The 19,959-nt window shown below is 35.7% G+C and carries 21 protein-coding genes; 13 read left to right on the plus strand and 8 right to left on the minus strand.

Features of this window, described 5'->3' with window-relative positions; genetic code table 11:
• Positions 1-6 precede the first annotated feature (6 nt).
• Both OPU68_RS11980 and OPU68_RS11985 read right to left on the minus strand, forming a co-directional pair.
• The gene (locus tag OPU68_RS11980; RefSeq protein ID WP_498474223.1) at positions 7-381 is read right to left on the minus strand and encodes a hypothetical protein; all 375 of its coding nucleotides are present in this window, start codon (positions 379-381) and stop codon (positions 7-9) included.
• Between the two features lie 6 nt (positions 382-387).
• Positions 388-1,629 (minus strand): efflux RND transporter periplasmic adaptor subunit, encoded by a 1,242-nt coding sequence (locus OPU68_RS11985; RefSeq protein WP_498474224.1) that lies wholly within the window; start codon positions 1,627-1,629, stop codon positions 388-390.
• A 174-nt stretch (positions 1,630-1,803) separates the two neighbouring features.
• Between OPU68_RS11985 and OPU68_RS11990 the strand changes: the two genes are divergently transcribed.
• Genes OPU68_RS11990 through OPU68_RS12005 form a run of 4 tightly spaced genes read left to right on the plus strand, consistent with a single transcriptional unit; the run spans position 1,804 to position 6,413 of the window.
• Positions 1,804-2,844 (plus strand): PDDEXK nuclease domain-containing protein, encoded by a 1,041-nt coding sequence (locus OPU68_RS11990; RefSeq protein WP_498474225.1) that lies wholly within the window; start codon positions 1,804-1,806, stop codon positions 2,842-2,844.
• 15 nt (positions 2,845-2,859) lie between these two features.
• A complete protein-coding gene (locus tag OPU68_RS11995) occupies positions 2,860-4,203 on the plus strand; it encodes a sigma-54-dependent transcriptional regulator (RefSeq protein ID WP_498474226.1) in 1,344 nt (447 codons plus the stop codon).
• Positions 4,204-5,523, plus strand: coding sequence for a sensor histidine kinase (locus tag OPU68_RS12000; RefSeq protein WP_498474227.1), 1,320 nt, complete (start codon positions 4,204-4,206; stop codon positions 5,521-5,523).
• 50 nt (positions 5,524-5,573) lie between these two features.
• Positions 5,574-6,413, plus strand: a complete 840-nt coding sequence (locus tag OPU68_RS12005) for a restriction endonuclease (RefSeq protein ID WP_498474228.1) — start codon at positions 5,574-5,576, stop codon at positions 6,411-6,413.
• Positions 6,414-6,486: 73 nt separating this feature from the next.
• Here the strand turns inward: OPU68_RS12005 and OPU68_RS12010 are convergent, their stop codons facing one another.
• Together OPU68_RS12010 and OPU68_RS12015 are read right to left on the minus strand one after the other, a co-directional pair.
• Entirely contained in the window at positions 6,487-7,020 is a 534-nt protein-coding gene (locus tag OPU68_RS12010) for a DUF4136 domain-containing protein (RefSeq protein WP_034976702.1), read from the minus strand.
• A gap of 7 nt (positions 7,021-7,027) precedes the next feature.
• Positions 7,028-7,201: a C1orf53 family protein gene (locus OPU68_RS12015; protein WP_498474229.1), complete on the minus strand. Its 174-nt coding sequence runs from the start codon at positions 7,199-7,201 to the stop codon at positions 7,028-7,030.
• A gap of 271 nt (positions 7,202-7,472) precedes the next feature.
• Here OPU68_RS12015 and OPU68_RS12020 point away from each other — a divergent pair, with 271 nt between their 5' ends.
• The 6 genes from OPU68_RS12020 to OPU68_RS12045 all read left to right on the plus strand — a co-directional run bounded on the left by OPU68_RS12020 (position 7,473) and on the right by OPU68_RS12045 (position 14,218).
• The gene (locus OPU68_RS12020; protein ID WP_498474230.1) at positions 7,473-7,799 is read left to right on the plus strand and encodes a hypothetical protein; all 327 of its coding nucleotides are present in this window, start codon (positions 7,473-7,475) and stop codon (positions 7,797-7,799) included.
• Positions 7,800-7,943: 144 nt separating this feature from the next.
• The gene (locus OPU68_RS12025; RefSeq protein WP_498474231.1) at positions 7,944-9,923 is read left to right on the plus strand and encodes a KUP/HAK/KT family potassium transporter; all 1,980 of its coding nucleotides are present in this window, start codon (positions 7,944-7,946) and stop codon (positions 9,921-9,923) included.
• Positions 9,924-9,951: 28 nt separating this feature from the next.
• The gene (locus OPU68_RS12030) at positions 9,952-10,431 is read left to right on the plus strand and encodes a Fur family transcriptional regulator (protein ID WP_498474232.1); all 480 of its coding nucleotides are present in this window, start codon (positions 9,952-9,954) and stop codon (positions 10,429-10,431) included.
• Positions 10,431-12,176 (plus strand): OstA-like protein, encoded by a 1,746-nt coding sequence (locus OPU68_RS12035; RefSeq protein ID WP_498474233.1) that lies wholly within the window; start codon positions 10,431-10,433, stop codon positions 12,174-12,176. Before OPU68_RS12030 ends, OPU68_RS12035 begins: the two co-directional genes overlap by 1 nt.
• 67 nt (positions 12,177-12,243) lie before the next feature.
• On the plus strand, positions 12,244-12,915 hold the full coding sequence (locus tag OPU68_RS12040) for a hypothetical protein (protein WP_498474234.1): 672 nt from the start codon (positions 12,244-12,246) through the stop codon (positions 12,913-12,915).
• Between the two features lie 127 nt (positions 12,916-13,042).
• Positions 13,043-14,218 carry an aspartate aminotransferase family protein gene (locus OPU68_RS12045; protein WP_498474235.1) on the plus strand — a complete coding sequence of 392 codons (1,176 nt, stop codon included), beginning with the start codon at positions 13,043-13,045 and terminating at the stop codon, positions 14,216-14,218.
• A gap of 64 nt (positions 14,219-14,282) precedes the next feature.
• Here OPU68_RS12045 and OPU68_RS12050 read toward each other — a convergent pair whose 3' ends face one another.
• Positions 14,283-15,305 carry a T9SS type A sorting domain-containing protein gene (locus tag OPU68_RS12050; RefSeq protein WP_498474236.1) on the minus strand — a complete coding sequence of 341 codons (1,023 nt, stop codon included), beginning with the start codon at positions 15,303-15,305 and terminating at the stop codon, positions 14,283-14,285.
• Between the two features lie 478 nt (positions 15,306-15,783).
• Between OPU68_RS12050 and OPU68_RS12055 the strand changes: the two genes are divergently transcribed.
• Together OPU68_RS12055 and OPU68_RS12060 are read left to right on the plus strand one after the other, a co-directional pair.
• Positions 15,784-16,170 (plus strand): START-like domain-containing protein, encoded by a 387-nt coding sequence (locus tag OPU68_RS12055; protein ID WP_498474237.1) that lies wholly within the window; start codon positions 15,784-15,786, stop codon positions 16,168-16,170.
• 49 nt (positions 16,171-16,219) lie between these two features.
• A complete protein-coding gene (locus OPU68_RS12060) occupies positions 16,220-17,035 on the plus strand; it encodes an aminotransferase class IV (RefSeq protein ID WP_498474238.1) in 816 nt (271 codons plus the stop codon).
• Positions 17,036-17,066: 31 nt separating this feature from the next.
• Here the strand turns inward: OPU68_RS12060 and pdxH are convergent, their stop codons facing one another.
• On the minus strand, positions 17,067-17,720 hold the full coding sequence (gene pdxH / locus OPU68_RS12065; RefSeq protein ID WP_498474239.1) for a pyridoxamine 5'-phosphate oxidase: 654 nt from the start codon (positions 17,718-17,720) through the stop codon (positions 17,067-17,069).
• Positions 17,721-18,093: 373 nt separating this feature from the next.
• Between pdxH and OPU68_RS12070 the strand changes: the two genes are divergently transcribed.
• Positions 18,094-18,642, plus strand: a complete 549-nt coding sequence (locus OPU68_RS12070; RefSeq protein ID WP_498474240.1) for a YqgE/AlgH family protein — start codon at positions 18,094-18,096, stop codon at positions 18,640-18,642.
• Positions 18,643-18,730: 88 nt separating this feature from the next.
• Here the strand turns inward: OPU68_RS12070 and OPU68_RS12075 are convergent, their stop codons facing one another.
• A complete protein-coding gene (locus OPU68_RS12075) occupies positions 18,731-19,120 on the minus strand; it encodes a DUF1398 domain-containing protein (RefSeq protein ID WP_498474241.1) in 390 nt (129 codons plus the stop codon).
• The gene (locus OPU68_RS12080; RefSeq protein WP_498474242.1) at positions 19,120-19,959 is read right to left on the minus strand and encodes an alpha/beta hydrolase; all 840 of its coding nucleotides are present in this window, start codon (positions 19,957-19,959) and stop codon (positions 19,120-19,122) included. The genes OPU68_RS12075 and OPU68_RS12080 overlap by 1 nt, the downstream gene beginning before the upstream one ends.

Genomic DNA, 19,959 nt, shown 5'->3' on the forward strand with positions numbered 1-19,959 from the left:
AATTTTTTAAAGTGTTATTTTTCTGATTTCGCCTGTTTGATTGATATAATATTTTGATTTTAAATCTCTGGTCAAAGTGATATTTTTCCATTCCACGCCTTTGATTCCTTCGAGATTAATTTGATTTCCGCTTTTGGAATATTGAACTAGAAAATTGGAATTTTGTTCACCTGGATTTTTTTCCAAGTTCGCCATTGCATTTTCATTAAGAACTACTTTTCGGTAAGCATCAAAACTTAAATATGAATAATTGCAACCTTTGGAACATTCGAAAATGACGTGATTCTTTTTGAAGGAAATTGCCCATTCCAATTCTGTCGGTTTCTGAGAATATGTCATTATTGAAAATGAACATATTAATATTAAGAATATATTTTTCATAATTAATTATTTTTGAATATCTAAAATCTCATATTTCTTCAATTCAGTATAATCTGATGTAATCACAGTTTCGCCTTGCTTAAGTCCGGAAACCACTTCGTAATACATTTGATTTTCTCTTCCAAGACTGATATTTCGTTTTTCAGCTTTGTTATTTTTCATTACAAAAATCCATTTTCCATTCGTGTCTTTGTAGAAGTTTCCTTTCGGAATCATCACACTTTGCGTGTCAGCAGAAAGTTTCAGTTTCACCCCGAACGTCATTCCGATTTTTAGATTTTCCGGTTTTACATCAACGAAATTAAGTTCTACAGAAAATTGCCCGTCTTTCACTTCCGGAAGAATTTTGGTAATAATAACTTCAAATTGTTTCGCATTGCTTTCCAGACTTCCTTTGATTCCGTTTTGGAGTTTATTAATGTAATACTCGTCAACCTTAGCAATCAGCTTGTAACCGCCCATTAAATCTACTTTCCCAATGCTTTCTCCACTCGTTAAATTCTGTCCTAATGAAATATTGAATGATGACAATCTTCCGGAAACAGGCGACATTATCAGGAAATTATTTTTGTTGGAACGAAGAATATTCAAACTTTTTTCCATCTGACTGATAGAATTATTGATGGCAGAAAACTGAGAATTCCTTGATGCCTTTTCGCTGGAAGCGCCTTTTTCCACAATCACTTTTCGTTGTTTCTGATAATTCAGATTTTGTAATGCAATATCATAATCGGTTTTTTTTCCGATTTCCGCATCGTACAATCTTTTCTGAAGATTGAAAGATTGCAACGCCGTATTATAATCATTTTGCGACTGAAGCAATTCTTTATCCTGATTGAATTCCTGATTTTTCAATTCCAAAAGCGAACTTCTCATCTGGCTAATCTGTTGCATAATTCCGGTTTCCTGATTCAGATAATTGAATTCCGTATTTGGATTATAAACCCTTGCGATTGGTTGGCCTTTTGCCAACATTTGTCCGTCTTCCGCGAAAATTTCTTTCACCGCACCGCCTTCTAAAACATTAACTAAAGAAGAATTAAGAGATTGAGTTTGCGCTGTCACCATCAGCATATCTTCAAATTTCCCATTAGTCACAACATCGGTTTGAATATCTTCTAATTTCACATTGTAAGTTTTTTTCTGATTGAGAAAATACCATCCAAAAACTGAAATCGCCAACGCAGATGCAATGATGATTAATATTAATTTTAGTTTAGACTTCTTTTTTACTATTTTCGTATCCATATTTACGATAACTTATTTATCTACAGACTATTACACAATGCAGATGCCAGAGATTTATAACTTTGTAACTCTCTGAAAATGTGATTAAACATCAATTTATTAATTTTAAAACTGTTCATTATCGGACACTTTTTGTGCGAAAACGGACATTTCAATTGATGAAAATTAAAAATTATGATAAAAAAATCAAAAAATGAAGATTCCAACGATAATCAAATAGGATTTCCCAGCGAAAAACTATTTACCGATTTATCTAAATTAATAGAGCAAAGTCGCCATCAGGTTGCGATGCAGGCCAATAGTACATTGACTATTTTGTTTTGGCAAGTTGGCAAACGCATCAATGATGACATTCTTCAAAACCAACGTGCAGAATATGGAAAACAAGTTGTGTCAACAGTGTCCGCACAATTGGAAACTTTATATGGTCGGAATTTTACCGAAAAAAACGTGAGAAGAATGATGCAATTTGCAGAATTGTTTTCCGAAATGCAAATTGTCGTTACACTGTCACGACAATTGACTTGGTCTCATTTTTTAGTCTTAATTCCTTTAAAATCTGAAGAAGCAAAAGAATTTTACGCCCAATTAGCAATCAATGAGACACTTGGCGTGAGAGAACTCCGAAGACAAATTGCCAACAAAGCCTTCGAAAGAACTGAGATTGCAAATATTCAAGTTAATCAAAACGAAAATTTTCCTATTAATACTTTCAAAGACCCATATCTTTTGGATTTCCTTGGACTGCAAAACGGTTATCTTGAAAAAGATATTGAAACTGCTATTCTCCACGAATTAGAAAAATTTATTTTAGAATTAGGAAAAGGTTTTGCTTTTGTGGAACGCCAAAAAAGAATGATTATCGACGGCGAAGATTTTTACCTTGACCTATTATTTTATCATCGTTCACTTAAAAGATTGGTTGCCATCGAACTGAAATTAGGAAAATTCCAGGCAAAACACAAAGGTCAAATGGAATTATATCTGAAATGGCTGAATAAAAATGAACGTCAGCAAGGCGAAGAAACCCCAATTGGACTTATACTTTGTGCCGAAAGCAGTAAGGAGCAAGTGGAGCTTTTGGAAATGCACAAAGATGGAATTATGGTAGCAGAATATTGGACAGAATTGCCTTCTAAAAAGGAATTAGAAAGGAAATTACACTCTGCTCTTATCGAAGCAAAAGAACGTTTCGAACGCAAGAAATTACTTTAATCTTATAATTCGGAAATGCGAAAAAAAGAAGCTCATATTTTAATTGTAGATGACGACGAGGATATTTTATTTTCGGCGAGAGTCTGGCTCAAGAAATTTTTCACCGAAGTCAGTTGTCTCAGCCAGCCGAAAAATATTCTGAAGTTTTTAACTGAACAACAGGTTGATACCGTCCTTCTGGATATGAATTTCCGAAAAGGCTTTGAAAGCGGACAGGACGGATTGTACTGGATGAAAGAAATCAAAACGTTGGAACCTCAGCTTCCAATCATTCTGATGACAGCTTACGGCGAAGTAGAATTAGCAGTTGAAGCTTTGAAAAATGGTGCTTCCGATTTTATTCTGAAACCCTGGAATAATGAAAAATTATATGCTTCCGTAAATCTCGCTGTTGATATTTCGCGAAAAAATAAAAAACTGAATCAGTGGGAAAATGTCAGCGTAAAAACCAATCAATACCAATTAGAGACTGCTTCGTATGCGATGCAGGAAGTGATGGAACAAATCACGAAAGTTTCACCGACTGACGCCAACGTTTTACTTTTAGGAGAGAATGGAACGGGAAAGTATGTTTTGGCAGAACACATTCACGAATTATCGGAAAGAAAAAACCAACCTTTTGTCCATATTGATTTGGGAAGTCTTTCTGAGAATTTGTTTGAAGCGGAATTATTTGGCTATAAAAAAGGTGCTTTTACCGATGCCAATCAGGATTATTCCGGGAAGATTGAAAATGCTCAGAACGGAACTGTTTTCCTGGATGAAATAGGTAATCTTCCGCTTCATCTTCAAACCAAATTATTGAGTTTGATTCAAAACCGAAAATTAACGAGAATCGGAGAAAACAAAGAACGAACTTTGGATGTGAGATTTATTTTTGCAACGAATGAAAATCTCAAAAAAGCTGTTTCAGAAAATCGTTTCCGGAAAGATTTATATTACAGAATTAATACGGTTGAATTACAAATTCCGACTTTGAGAGAACGTTTGGAAGATATTCCGACTTTAGCAAATTATTTCCTCGAAAAATATAAACAGAAATATCATAAATCAGATTTAGCTTTAAATGAATCTTTGACTAATGAACTGACAACTTATTCCTGGCCAGGAAATATCCGCGAACTCGACCATTGCATCGAGAGAAGCGTAATTCTTTCCAACGAGAAAAATCTGAAATTATTAATGCCTCAGGACGAAGAATCAGAAAAGCCAATTATGAATCTCAATATCGAAGAAATGGAAGAAATCCTTATCAAAAAAGCTTTGAAAAAACACCGTGGGAATATTTCTCTTGCGGCGGAAGATTTGGGATTATCGAGAGCGGCATTATATAGAAGAATGGAAAAATTTGAATTGTAGATGAACAAACAACAATTTATCTGGCTGTTATTTATTCTGTTGGCAATTGTCAGTGGGATTTTTGCCTTTGATTTTTATTCTCAGAATAAGTGGATTAATTTCGGTTTGTTTACGATGGTAACAATTGGTTGTATCGTTTTGGCTCAGGTTTCGGCTTTGTCATTTATTCAGAAAAGCGAGAAGATTTTGTTGGCGATTCAGAAAAAAGACTTTTCATTGTTTCCGAAAACTGAAGAGAATAACTTGGTTGATAATGCTGTAAAACTCTATTACCAAAGCAAAGAAGAACATTTGTCTCTGTCATCTTACAAACTTTTGTACGAAGAAATTCTGAATCAACTGGAAATCGGATTGATGATTCTTTCCGAGAAAAATAATCAGTGGGAAGTATTTTATGTGAATCCTGTTTTTCTGGAAATTCTTCAGATTCCAAAATATAATTCGTGGGAATTGTATGAATCTAAAGCATCTGAATTTTATAAAATCATCGAACAAACCAATTACGAAAACTCACAGGAATTTTTTGATATTTCGATTAATGAAAATGTAAAACAATCGTTTTCTCTTCGAACCAAAAAAGTGCAGAATGTCAAAAACCGTTTCTGCATCATCAGTCTGGAATCTGTTCAGAAAATAATCGAGCAAAAAGAAAAATTGGCTTGGAATAACTTGATGAAAGTTATTTCGCACGAACTTCTGAATACATTAACGCCTGTCAATAGTTTGATTCAAAATCTTGAATACATTGCCAATCAGGAAGTTGTCGACAAAGAAGACCAAGAGGAAATGAAGGAAAGTCTGATGATTATCAATTCAAAATCCAAACAATTACTGAATTTCGTGGATGATTACAGACAAGTTGCTGAACTTCCAAAACCTGTTTTCAAAACTATTTCTCTGACAAATATCGTAGAATCTGCACTGAATTTCCTCAAGCCAGAATTCGAAAAAAATCAGATTAAAATCATTAATTCATTAGAAAGCCAAGTGATTTTCGCTGACCAAAAAATGATTGAAAGATGTCTGATTAATCTTTATTTAAATGCAATTTATGCAGTGGCCGACAATTCAGAAAAAATCATTAAAACAGAAATAAAAACATTCAACAAAAGAATTTTATTAAGTGTTGAAGACAACGGAATCGGAATCTCGAATGAAATTAAGGATAAAATTTTCCTTCCATTTTTCACAACCAGAATCAGTGGTTCCGGAATTGGTTTAACTTTGAGCAAAAGTATTATCGAAGCTCATAAAGGTTATCTTAATTATAAACCTTTGGAACAAGGAAGTAGATTTGAAATGTGGTTTGTGGAGCAATAGCACAAAGACACAAGAAAAAAAAGCAAAGAATAAAGACTTAAAGCACAACTATGAAAATCAAAAACAACGCTGGCGAAATTGTAGAATTTGAAATCTCTAAACTGGAAAACTCACTTCGGAATTCCGGCGCAGAAGAAAATTGCATCAAAAAAGTCATCAACAATATTTTACCAAATTGCATCGAAGGCGTTACAACGCGTGAAATTTACAAATTAGCTTTCGACGAACTGAAGAAAATCTCAAATTCCGTCGCAGCACGTTACAGCTTGAAAAAAGCATTATTAGAATTGGGTCCAGCAGGATTTTATTTCGAACAATGGATTGCAAGAGTTTTCCAAAATATTGGTTACAAAACCGAAACCGGACAATTGATAAAAGGCCACGCTGTAACGCACGAAGCGGATGTCATTGCCAAAAAAGACGAGAAAACCTATTGGGTTGAATGCAAATTCCGAAATGCGGAAGACACGAAAATCTCCGTCACAACGCCGATGTACGTTTTATCAAGAATCAAAGATATTTCTGATATTCAATATAATTTGTTCGAAACTAAAACCGAATTTACCGATGGCTGGCTCATTACGAATACTTATTTTACTAAAGATTCCGTGGCGTTTGGCGAATATTATGGACTCAGATTGTTGTCGTGGGATTATCCAAAAGATAAAAACATCAAAAGTTTGGTTGACCAAAATGCTTTATATCCAATCACTTGCCTCACCACTTTGGATGGGAAACAGAAACAAAAATTGCTGGAAAAAAAATGTGTTTTAGTTAAAGAATTATTCAGCAATCAGAATTTATTAGACATTTTAGAACTTAATGAAAAAACGAAATCAGAAATTCTGAAAGAAGCAAAAGAATTACTCGTCATCAAAATTTCCGAATAAAAAAGCCGCCTTGCAAAAATAACAACGCGGTTTAATTTTTCTAACTTCTAGATTCTAAAATCTAGTATCTATTTTATTTTCCTTTCTGTGGCGGATAATTTTTCATTATCTCAGCTACAATCTCAGGGATTTGTCTTTGTTTAGACTTTGGCGAATCTACAGAAAGTCCACTTCCGATTCCCTGCCAAACCAATTTTTGGGTTTTCGCATCCACGATATCCACTACGATGGTTCCGCTATTGTAATTGTTCGTCCAGGTATTTCCCATTCCGAAGCCGCCGCCCCAGCCCCAAGGTCTTCCCCAGCCGAAACCGCCACCATAAGAAGTCGTAACATCCTGGACTTTCTTGTGCGACGCTTTCACATTGATAATCAAATCAGGATTCTGAGCTGATGTCAAAGTTTTTGCCTGCAATTGTTTTGACAATTCATTCAAAACTCTGTCCTTGTCGATGTCATTCAGTTTCAGATCGTCTGTTCTCAGCAAATAGGTTTTGTAGTTGGCAAAATTTGCTGTCGCTGCGTAGTCAGATTTCACGTTGAAAGGGCTGCAAGAAGTCACGCCCAAAGAAACTGCTGCCAGTAATATGAAGAAATATTTTTTCATTGTAATATTATTTAGATTTTTTATTAAATGTATCCGTCTTTTTATCGTAGCCATATGGGCAATGTCGGCATCCACTTTTGCAGCAATAGCCGCGTTTCAGATGGAATTTTTCCGTAAAAACCTTATAACCTTGCTCATTGTAGTAGAAGTCTTCATTCTCTTTGATGTCATTTAGTTTCATAAGTTAAAAAACTGTACCAAAATTTTTATCTTTGATAGATTATTAATCAAAATTATTATGGCAGCTATTTCCGCCCTCCGTTCCCAATCTTTTTGCCTACGCTTTTCCAGCTACAAAAAAGGATTTCCACTCAAACCTAACGAAGTGGTTCATCGATTCGAAATAAAAAATAGAAAAGATGAGATAAGTCGGGCTGCAGATTCGTCTTCAAATCAAATTTATCCCTTAAATATTAGAATTACTATCTAATTTCTAAACTCTAAATTCTCAAATGATAATCATCTGCCAAAGATTACTCAAAAATACTAAAATTTCGGGGATTACCTTGTTCCCGTTTATTTTGCTTAGGAAAAAAGAGTTGAGACAAAATGAGATTCTCATTAATCACGAGAAAATCCATCTTCGCCAGCAGCTAGAATTGTTGATTATTCCATTTTATATTTGGTATCTATCAGAATATTATATCAAATATCTAAAATACAAAAATCCGGAACTTGCTTACCGCAACATCAGCTTCGAAAGAGAAGCGTATGCGAACGACCAAAACCTCGATTATGTTAAAACCCGGAAATTCTGGGGTTTTATTTCTTACTTATAAATGAAAAATATACGCTCACAACCAACTGACAATCAAATATATTATTTATAAAAACGCATTGAATATTACATTTTCATCAAAAAAATTTCTAAGACTATAAAATAATCTAAATTTGCAAAATTATTTTTCAATAATTCTTTAATTATGTCGCAAGATAGCAGTGGTCATTTTGACCTCAAAAAACTTTCCGCCGTTGGGATTTTAGTTTCATTAGGAATTGTTTTCGGAGACATCGGAACATCGCCATTGTACGTGATGAAAGCCATCATCAACGCTGGGAAATCCGGAGGTCTCATCTCTGAAGAATACATAGAAGGTGCACTTTCGTGTATCATCTGGACACTGACTTTACAGACTACCATCAAATACGTTATCATCGCTCTGAAAGCGGATAACAAAGGAGAAGGAGGTATCCTTTCTCTATATTCACTTGTCAAAAGGTTCAAGAAAAAATGGCTTTACCTCATAGCCATTATTGGAGGTGCGGCTCTGGTTGCAGATAGTATCATTACCCCATCGCTAACGGTAATGTCCGCAATAGAAGGTCTGGAACTGGTTGTGCACAAACCACCGGTTGTACCCATTACTTTGGCAATTTTGGTAATTATCTTCATCGTACAGCAATTTGGAACCAGTTTTATCGGGAAGTTTTTCGGACCGGTAATGGTGCTTTGGTTTTTGGTTTTAGGCGGTTTTGGTTTGGTTCATCTTGTTGAACATCCAACAATCCTTAAGGCTTTCAATCCTTATTATGCTGTGAAACTAATTTATAATTCTCCGAGTGCCATTGTTATTCTTGGTGCTGTTTTCCTTTGTACTACAGGAGCAGAGGCTTTGTATTCCGATCTTGGTCACTGCGGGATGAAAAATATACAGGTCAGCTGGATTTTCGTAAAATCAATGCTTATCCTCAATTATCTTGGACAAGGTGCATGGTTATTAAGTAATTATCATGAAGTTTTCCGCGGGAAAAATCCTTTCTTCGGAATAATGCCGGAATGGTTTATCATTCCTGGCGTTGTGCTTGCAACAGCTGCAGCTATCATTGCCAGTCAAGCAGTTATTACAGGTGCTTTTACCATGTTTTCAGAAGCAATGTCCCTCAATTTCTGGCCAAATCAGGAAATCGAATATCCTTCGGGGATCAAAGGACAGATGTACATCCCGAAAATCAACTGGGGATTATTATTACTTTGTTTTATCGTTGTAATTTATTTCAAGGAATCGGGCAAGATGGAAGCCGCTTACGGACTATCGATTACCGTCACGATGCTGATGACCACCATTCTCTTGATATTCTGGTTCCTGAAAACACGCACCAATAAAATATGGATTGCACTTTTTGCATTGGTTTACATTGTTATCGAAGGTGGATTTTTCAGTGCTAATATTATCAAATTCTTTGATGGTGGCTGGATGTCTGTTATCCTTGCAGGATTCATTGGAATCTGTATGTACGCCTGGTACAACGGCAGAATCATTAAAACAACTTTCATCAAATTTGTGAAACTGGAGAAATATATCTCTACGATAAAGGATATGAAGCTGGATGAGACGATTCCGAAATTTGCAACCAATCTTGCATTCATCAGCCGTGCGAAAAGAGATGATGAAGTAGAATCCAAAATCATTTACTCCATCATCCGCGCACAACCTAAAAGAGCGGATCATTATTTTATATTAAATATTGTGAATCAGGAAGATCCTTACAGTTTCAAGTACAATGTTGAAGAAATCCTACCGGGAACTATTTATAAAATCAGTTTCCTTCTTGGATTCAAAAGAGACAGAAGGATCAATGATTACTTCCAGCAGGTTCTGGCAGAACTGATGGAAGAAGGCACGATTCCGTCCAGAAGTTCGCACCCATCACTCAGAGCGCATAATATACCGCCGGATCTCAAATTTGTAATTATTGATAATGTTTATATTAATGACTTTTTGTTGACGATACGTGACAAAATTATCCTTAACATCTATCATTTTGTGAAAAAACTGGGAAGTAATGATTTCACTTCTTACGGTGTTGCCAGCCACAATGTTGTTGTAGAGTCTGCACCACTACTTGATCAGAAAATCAAAACAGAAAAGATAGAAAAAGTCGAAACCAAACATTTCGATTAATCAGAAAAAAAATCGCTATTTTTGTAAGATGGATACGAAACAAAAAGAGTTGAATATCGCAACTATAAAAGACGTTCTGAGACAATATCTTATGGATAAGGGTTTCCGCAATACGCCGGAGCGATATACCATCCTGGAGGAGATTTACAACATGGAACACCACTTCAATGTGGACGATCTTTACCTGCTAATGATGCAGAAAAAATACCACGTAAGCAAAGCTACGATCTACAACACCATAGAGATTTTTTTGGACGCAGGACTCATTAGAAAGCATCAGTTTGGAGAGAAAACCCTGAGCACATCTTCTTACGAAAAATCATATTTCGATAAGCAGCACGATCATTTGGTGATTTATAAAGAAGATTCCGACAAAGTGATTGAAGAAATTATAGAATTCTGTGATCCGAGAATCCAGGGCATCAAAGAATCTATAGAAAAAGCATTCGGTGTAAGTATTGATAATCATTCTCTGTACTTCTACGGACACAAGAAGTCTGAAAATTAATGAAGAAAGCGTTTCTTTTTATTTTACTTTTAATTGTTGTAAGACTCTTTTCACAAGTTGTACCAACCCAAAATCAAGGTTTGGTAAAAGATCCTTTTTTCAAAAATTCCAATCCAAATACCGAAGCTTCTAAAAAAGTTCAGCATAAACATTCCGACAATTTCGGTGTGAAAGCTGATAAATATGAAGGCAATCCTGTGTTTTCCGGAAATGTTATATTTGAACATCAAGGATCAATTTTAACTGCTGATGAAGTCGTTTTTTATCAGAAAGAAAATTTTCTGAAAGCCATCGGGCATGTTGTTCTCACAACTTCTGACGGAAGCAAAATCACTGCCGAAGAAATGGAATATGACGGAAACACACAACGTGGAATTGCCCGGAAAAATGTAGTCCTTACCGATCCGAAACAAACCATTAAAACAGAAACACTCTATTACGATAAAATCCCAAATACCGCTTACTTCAATACTGGAGGAACCATTTACAGTAACGACGGAAGCGTGATGTACACAAAAGCTGCAACATATTATCTTAATACAAAAATGATCGATTTTATCGGCCGTTCGAATATAGAAACTGATAAATATACAATCATCAGTGATAATATAAAAACCAATCAAAACACAGGCGTTTCGGACTTTTTTGGTCCAACAACGATTAGAAGTAAGGAAAATTACAAAAACTACGTCTATACAGAACAGGGAACTCACAATTCCAAAACTGGTGAATCTTTCCTTAATAAAAATTCGAGAATCCATTACAATGACAAAGTTCTGACCGGAGACAAATTATACTTCAACAGAAACACAGGTTTTGGAAAAGGCACCGGCAATGTGACCTTGGATGACCCCAAACAAAACCGATATATAAAAGGTGGCTATGGCGAGATCTATGAGAAAAAAGATTCCGCAATGGTTACCGATAAACCTTATGTTGTCAAGATTCTCGGCAAAGATTCAGTCTATATGGCTGCTGAAAAATTCCTGACTTATCAAAAACCGGATTCAGCAAATTCTCTAAAGAAAAAAAGCTTTTTACGGGCTTTTAGAAAAGTGAGGATTTACAAAACGAACATGCAAGGCCGCGCAGATTCTCTGAGTTTCAATGAGACCGATGGCGAGATGCACCTGATGAGAAAGCCGATTCTTTGGATGGGTGCAAAGCAGGTGACTGGCGATGAAATCCGCGTGTACAGCAATCCGGAAAAAGAGATTACAGATTCCATTCGTGTTATAGGAAATGCGTTTGCCATCAGCAAGGCAGATTCTCTTAATTTGAAAGACGAATTCAATCAGATCAAAAGCAAAAATATGATTGTCTATCTGAAGGATAATGCGATTGATATTGCAAAAGCGGTCGGCAATGCACAGGCCATTACCTATGCGGATGATGAAAATCAAAAGACACATGTTGTAACAAGAATTGGCGTTGCACTTTCCACTTGTGGAGAGATTGTTGCTGAATTTTTGGAGCGCCGTCTGGAAATTGTAGATTGTAATATTGGTGCAAATACAGACACATATCCGATGAGCAAAATCTCAAAGGACGAACGGTTTTTCAAAGATTTCAATTGGAATACGAAAGACCGTCTGCAGAAATGGAGAGACATTTTTCTAGACACACCCAATTATCCCGAAATCGTCTATCAATCCGACAATTCTCTCTTCGAACGAGCCGATGCCGAGCGTAAAAAGCTGGAGGAGAAAAATAAGCCGAAGACGCCGGTAAGGATAAAGAAGTAATATTTAGTTCAGAAATTAATTATTCGCAATGAAAATATTGAACGCATTTAAAATTATTATATGTTGTATGATTTTTTCAATTGTATTAATTAGTTGTACAAAGAAGTATTCTACTTTAGTAATCGAGATTAAAAATCAGAAAAAATCAAGTGACATTTTTGTAGAGCTAAATGAATTAGTTGTGAAAAAAGACAACAAGATTTTCAAAACATTTTTACCAAAAGATAAAAGTCCATTTCTTGAAGATCCATTAAAAATTGACAGTCTGGAAAAAGGCGTTTATCAATTCGAATATGATGACTTATTTGGACGAACGCAAATAAAAATCTACGAAGCTAAAAACAGAAATGAAATCGACACTTTGATTATCCATCCTGATTATATTGATATTTCAAAACAAATCGGAAACTCAATTATTAAGAAATTAAAGGACAATCAAATCATTTTCAATTTCGAATCGAAAGGTTGTTTCCATACGACTTCTGATTCAATGATTATCCAAAACAAGAACAATACATTTTTTCTCATTAACAAAGGAAAAATAAAAGAATTGAATCAAATTGATATAGACAAATTAATTCGATTTGAATCAGAACTATATTCAATTCCCCAAGAAAGAAATTGTACAACTACCGAATCCTATAAGATCAAATTCAAGAATAAAACTCAGGAATTTATAAATGGAAATTGTAGTTGGAACGGTTGGTATGATATAAAAAATGAGCTGAAACTAAATTAAAGAATTCTTTTTAGTTATTTCTATTTTCAAAAATCCCGAACTTTGCAGAAGTTTAGAAGCAGTGTCTTATTAAAAATTGATTTTAAACCTAACTTCTAAAATCTAATTTCTAACATCTACTCAAAAAATGAAGACCGATTTTTTCAAATACCAAGCCCAAACAACACCCTATGCCGCAGGTTTCGAAGTGGAAAAAGCGGAAGGAAGTTACATCTACGGAAAAAACGGAATCGCTTATCTGGATTTTGTAGCCGGCGTTTCTGCAAATACGTTGGGACATTCGCATCCAAAAGTGGTAAATGCCATCAAAGAACAGGCAGACAAATATCTGCACGTGATGGTTTACGGCGAATATGCGCAGGAAAAACCAGTTGCGCTTTGCAAACTTTTGGCAGAATCAACGCCTGAACCTTTGGAAGTGACATATCTCGTCAACTCTGGAGCAGAAGCTATTGACGGAAGTCTGAAACTTGCCAAAAGATATACAGGAAGAGAAGAAATAATCGCCTTCAAAGAAGCGTATCACGGAAACACACACGGCGCACTTTCTGTTGCCGGAAACGAAGTTCACAAAAGAGAATTCCGTCCGCTGTTGCCGATGGTCAATTTCATTGAGTTCAATAATGAGGATGACTTTAATAAAATTACGGAGAAAACGGCTTGTGTGATTGTGGAAACCATCCAAGGAGCGGCAGGTTTCATTATGCCAAAAGCTAATTACTTCATCAATCTGAAAAAGCGATGTGAGGAAGTTGGGGCTTTGTTGATTCTTGATGAGATTCAGCCGGGTTTTGGACGTACGGGAAAACTGTTTGCGTTTGAACATTTTGGGATTGTTCCTGACATTCTTGTGATGGGAAAAGGAATGGGCGGTGGCGTTCCTGTTGGCGCTTTTATGAGTTCCAAGGAGATTATGATGAGCCTTTCGCATTCGCCGAAGTTGGGACATATTACGACTTTTGGAGGAAATCCTTTGATAGCAGCCGCTTCCCTGGCAACTCTAAAAGAAATTTTGGAAAGTGGGTTGATGGATGAAACTGACAAAAAAGAAAAGCTTTTCCGGGAATTGCTTGTACATCCTAAAATTAAAAATGTGAACGGAATAGGTTTGATGTTGGCCGTAAATCTTGGAAGTCCGGAATACACTTTAAAAGTCGCATCCAGATGTATGGAAAAAGGATTGATTGTCTTCTGGCAACTTTACCGAAATGAGTATATGAGAATTTCTCCGCCGTTGACCATCTCGGAAGAGGAAATCCGAAAAGGTTGTGCAATTATTCTTGAAGCTTTGAATGAAGTATAAATAGGAATAAAATTAAAAAAGCAAGAATTTAGAATCCTTGCTTTTCATTTGAAAGTTCGTTTAATTATTTTTTTACAAATTTTACAGACTGATTATTAATTTTAATAATGTAAGTCCCGATTTTTAGAGGTTGGATATTTATCTTCTCATCGTCATTCAAAACAGATTTGCTTATTAGTTTCCCAGTTAAATCATAGATTAAAATTTCGCTATTCTTCGCAGCATTGCTAATTGATATAAAATCTGAGGCGGGATTTGGATATACAGAAACATCCTTACTTTTAATAAAATTGCTGGTATTCAGTAAATTCAAATCAAACTTAGAAATTTTGTTACTATCTCTTTGCGAGAAAAAAACGGTAGTTCCTTTATTTGTAATGCCATAAGGTCCACCCAAATTGCTTGCTACTGCATTCATATTAGCATCGAAGATCTTCCCACTTCCGTAGTCTGTCAAATATAAGTTTGAATTTGCAACTGTCAAAAACGCTGGTTCATCTAGTCCTTCAAGTATATTGATGACCGTTGGAACTGCTAGCGTAATATCAGCTTTTGAAATCTTATTGGAATCAAATTGAGAGAAATATAGGATATTTCCATCCACAAATAATCCAGTAGGGCCATTCAGATTAGTGAGAAAATCTGTTTTTGCGAAGGTTGTCAAATTTAATTTCGTGATTTTTCCTGATTTGTATTCAGCAATGTATAAATTATCACCTCCAATAGCTATTCCGGTGGCGCCTGGTATATTAGTGGCAAGTGTTGTCAAAATTGGTGTGGTAGAAGTAATGTCGATTTTGGAAATTTTACCGCTGGTCGAACTGACACCATATTCAGAAATATACAGTGTGTTTCCCTGAATCAATACAGCATCAGGATTTGATAGACCAGTAACTAAATCAGATTTTACCGGTACAGGTAATGAAATGTCAATTTTTGAAATCCTATCGGATTCTGCAACATAAAGATAATTTCCGGAGATTGCCAAGCCTGCTGGTTCAGAGAGACCAGATGTCAAAACATCTGTAATTTGCGCTTTGATAGTTATAGCAAAAATAACTACTAGCAATAATAGTTTCTGTTTCATAAAATGTGTTTTTTCAAGGCTGCAAATATAAAAATATTTTTTTTTAATTCTATTCTTAGAATATTTCAATAAAGTGGAATACTTGAAATTAATTATCTACTTTTTTTTCATTCTGTCGGAAACCTAACGGAGTGGTTCGACGAAGTCAATCTCAACAGTTAAAAATTCCTTTGGAATGACAAAATTGTGTTTTTGGAACAAATCTTAATTTAATGACGAATCTGCAGCCCGACTTGAGTGGAAATCCTTTTTTGCTTGTACATAAGTTCAACTTAATTGAAAATTTGAGCAAAAAAGATTGGGAACGGAAGGCGGATAAAGCTGCCCAAATTTTAATAAAAATTACTGTTCATCAAGGCTAACTAATCGGCTAATAAAAATCATACATTATTTCTATAAAAATTTTGGATTTCCATAGACATTTTGATTTGGAAATAAAAAATTAATTTATATATTGCGCCACAATTAGAATTATAGTATGGCGAAAACGAAAGTGCAGTACGAATACAATATGCATTGTCTCTCAGAGATTTTGTACGAGTATTTGGCGAGTGCAGAAGGATTATCAGAATGGTTTGCGGAAGATGTAGTGGAGCGTGGAGACGATTTTTTCTTCAGCTGGGGAAGCGGTCCTGCTGAAAAAGCGACGCTGATCCGATACAAGCCGGAAAGTTTTGTCCGTTTCCGTTGGGAAGAAGACGAAGGAACGAAATATTTCTTCGAACTTTCTATTGTCATAGATGAGATTACGGATGATCTTTCTCTTAATATCACGGACTTTTGCGAGCCTGGCGATGAGGAGGAAAACAGACTCTATTGGGAAAACCTGATAGAAAATCTACAATTAAAATTAGGAGCTTCTTAAAAATAATGGATGAACGATTTTATCGTTCATTATTTTTTTATATTCTACAATGCAGAAGATAGTTTACACACAAGACAATTTACAGTTACTGAACCGCTCTTTTCTTTTTGGAGATTCGGTTTGGGTTTCATTTTTCATCAGAAACGGTCAAATCGTGATGGCGGAGGAATCTTACTTCTTCCTAATGGCTTCGATGCGAAAGATGAGATTGAATATTGCTTTGATTTACACGTTGGAATTTTTCCAGGAACTTTTTCAGAATGAAGTTTTATCGAAAGGCGTTCAGAACGGAATCGTCCAGTTGATGGCTTACAGAAAGCAGGACGACAAACCTTTGGCAAAATCTGAAACAGCTTTCTTTTTCGAAGTGGATGAGACGGAAGATGTGTTGAGAATACAAGGCAATGTGGAGTTGGATTTGATTAAGGAAATCAATGTGAATGCAAATCTTCTGAGTAATATTCGAGTTCATTCTCCGGAAAATATTTATGCTCAGATTTATGCGAAAGAGAATGATTTGGACGATGTGATTCTCCTCAATCCAAATAAAAAAATCGCACGAAGTATCTTCGGAAATCTTTTGTTTTTGCAGGATAATGTGATAAAAATCCCGAAACAAACGGAAGGTGCGTACATTTCGCCACTGATGGAAAACTTCGTTACTTTCATTCATAAAAATAAACTGGCTGAAATAGAAGAAGCGGAAATCATCGCTTTCGAATCTCAAAAAGCTGAGGAAATTTTAAGAATTTCTGATGAAAGAGGTGTTCATTCTGTATCAAAAATCAGGAACAAAACCTTTGAAAATACTAAATTTTTGGAAATGGTAAATAAATGGTCGGAATCTTTCGATCCAACTTTATAATATGAAAAATTCCAGCAAATGCTGGAATTTTTTATGGTGCTAATCTGGAAATTATCCAATCAAAATCTTCTGTTAATTTATAAATAATCCTGTCGTGAAGGCGGTTTGGTCTGCCCTGCCAGAATTCTATTTCGTAAGGTTTTGCAATGTAGCCGCCCCAATTTTGCGGTCTCGGGACTTCTTTGTTTTCGAATTCTTTCTCGAGGTTTTTTAATTTATTCTCAAGAAAATCACGGTTGAGAATTTCCTGACTTTGTGGTGAAACGGCTGCGCCTAACTGGCTTCCTTTCGGGCGGGAATGGAAATAGCCGTCGCTGAGATTTTCTGCAATTCTTTCCACATTGGCTTTGATGATAATTTGTCTTTCGAGACTTGGCCAGAAAAAATTGAGGCAGGCTTTGTGGGTATTCTCGATGGATTTTCCTTTTCGGCTGTCATAATTTGTGTAGAATATGAAACCTTCCCAATTGTAGGATTTGAGCAGAACCATTCTTGTTCTTGGACAGCCGTCATCTTCAACGGTTGAGATTGCCATTGCGTTGGATTCTGAGACTTCGGGATTGTTTTCTGCATCCAGGAACCAATCACGGAATTGTTCGATTGGGTTTTGTTTGATCTCAGTTTCTATAAGTTGGGATTTTTCGTAGATTTTTCTTTTATCGTGGAGGTTTTCTGAGTTGTTCATTTGATTTGAGTGCTGGGAATTATTTAAACGCAAAGTTCGCTAAGATTTTATAAATACTAACTGTTTTAAGGTCGCAAAGTTACTTCGACAAGCTCAGCATAAACTTCAACTCATCAAAGATAAAAATTCAAATTATGAGAAAATTATAATTGAAGACAAATCTTCAACTTGGCGAAGCTGCAGCCCGGCTTGAACGGAAATCCTTTTTTGTGGCTGGAAAAGCTATGGCAAAAAGATTGGGAGTGGAAGACGGATAAAGCTGCCCCAAACAAAATTGGTCCGACTGAGTCAAATTATTTCAATCGAGATAATTTTAACTTAATTTTCACTTCAATTTCTTTTCAAAAAAATATTTTTTTTATAGATTTGATAGATGAATTACTCTTACAAAGGTAAAATTTTAATATCAACGCCGGATATTTCGGGTGATATATTTTCCCGTTCGGTCGTTCTGATCATAGATCACAACGAGAATGGAGCGTTTGGTCTTATCCTGAATAAAAAGAACCAAAATATGAGTTCCAAGCTTTTGAATATCCTCGGTTTTCCGGTGGAATTATACGAAGGCGGGCCAGTGGAACACGAGAGAATCTATTTTATTCTGAAAGGTCAAAAAATCACATCTGAGTTCGTTGAAGTCAACAATGAATTTTACCTGACAGAAGACGTTGACTCTGTGGTTTCTGCGATTATTAATGGAGAAATAAGCACTGCTGACATCAAAGTTTTCTCCGGCTATTCCGGCTGGGCTAGTATGCAGTTGGAAGGCGAATTACAAAGGAAAATGTGGACCATTGTAGATGTTTATAATCTGGATTACACGTTACCAAATGATCAAGGTCTTTGGAAAAATATTATGCAAAATCTGGGTGGTGAGTTTCTGCTTTGGGCAAATGCGCCGGAAGATGTTTCGCTGAATTAATTTTATTTGAACATTAAAATAAAAAAGGAGAAAATAGATCATTGCTATTTTCTCCTTTTTTTATAACTAATTTTTTGATTAATGACTTCTAACCCGGAATTTTCTCTTCGAAAATGCTTTTGCCTTCGCAGTCGTAATAAGTGCAAGTTTTTGCGTCCAGGTCAACAATCCATTTGAAAACGCCACTGTCTGCGCAATCTTTGCAGAATTGGAAAAAGTCGGTATTTCCTTGTTGGTGATTTCGTAGGTCTGCTAAAAATTTTTCAGGATTCACGATTCCGTAAATCAGCAATGGTGCATATTGTTGGGCTGAAGTCACTTGGGTTTCGTCATTGCCCTTATAAGTTGTGGAGCCATCTTCCACGTAGGTTTCGAAGGTCTGAACGCCTAATTCTTTGATGGTCTTTGCAAATGCTGGGAAATTCTTTCCGCTTTCTACGTTGGAGTGTGCAGCTTCTATTTGTGCTAATGTAAACATTATTGTAAATTTTTCTGTGTTTTAATTTTCTTTGATATTTCTCTGATTTCCTTCAGTAGCAAAGGAAAACCTGGTTTTGCCATACTCACATGGTCGAAACCATCTTCTTCTAATAGTTTAACCGAAGGATGTTTCACAAGCTCCAACATTCTTGCCAAATAAGCATTTTCTTCGTATCGTCCGAATAATTCAAGGTTTCTGTCGCCCGTAATCAAAACAATTGGCGGAGCATCTTTCCGAACATGGAATAATGGTGCGTACTCATCAATTGTTGGTTGCAATTCTGAAATTCCTTTTTCTTTTCTAATCTGGAAATGCGTGATCGCCTGTCCGCTGAATGGAATCAGTCCCGCAATTTCATTGGCATCAATCTTATATTTCTGAAGATATTTTTTATCCAACGTGATCATCATCGCCAGGTAGCCGCCAGCCGAATGTCCAGATTGGAAGATTAGATTTTTATTGCCTCCGTATTTTTCAATATTATCAAAGACCCAAGCTGTTGCTGCAGCCGCATCTTCTATGTAAGCTGGTGCTTTGACCTTTGGTGCTAAGCGATATTCCACACTTACAACAGCAATATTTTCATTTAATAATTCTTTCGGCAGCTCATTATTTCCGCCAGTCAATCCGCCACCGTGAAACCAAATGACCGTTGAGAAATTCTTGACATTGGTCGGATAATAGAAATTCAGCTTACATTGGGAATTGATGTAAGCATCTTTTTTCGAAATATTTTCCGGATAATAGGAAATATTGTTCTCTGTTTTATATTCTGTCTGAGCAAAAGAAATTGCAAACACAAGAATTAGAATAAGGCTTAAATGTTTTCTTAGCAT

Source organism: Chryseobacterium sp. TB1-D10 (assembly GCF_059803555.1).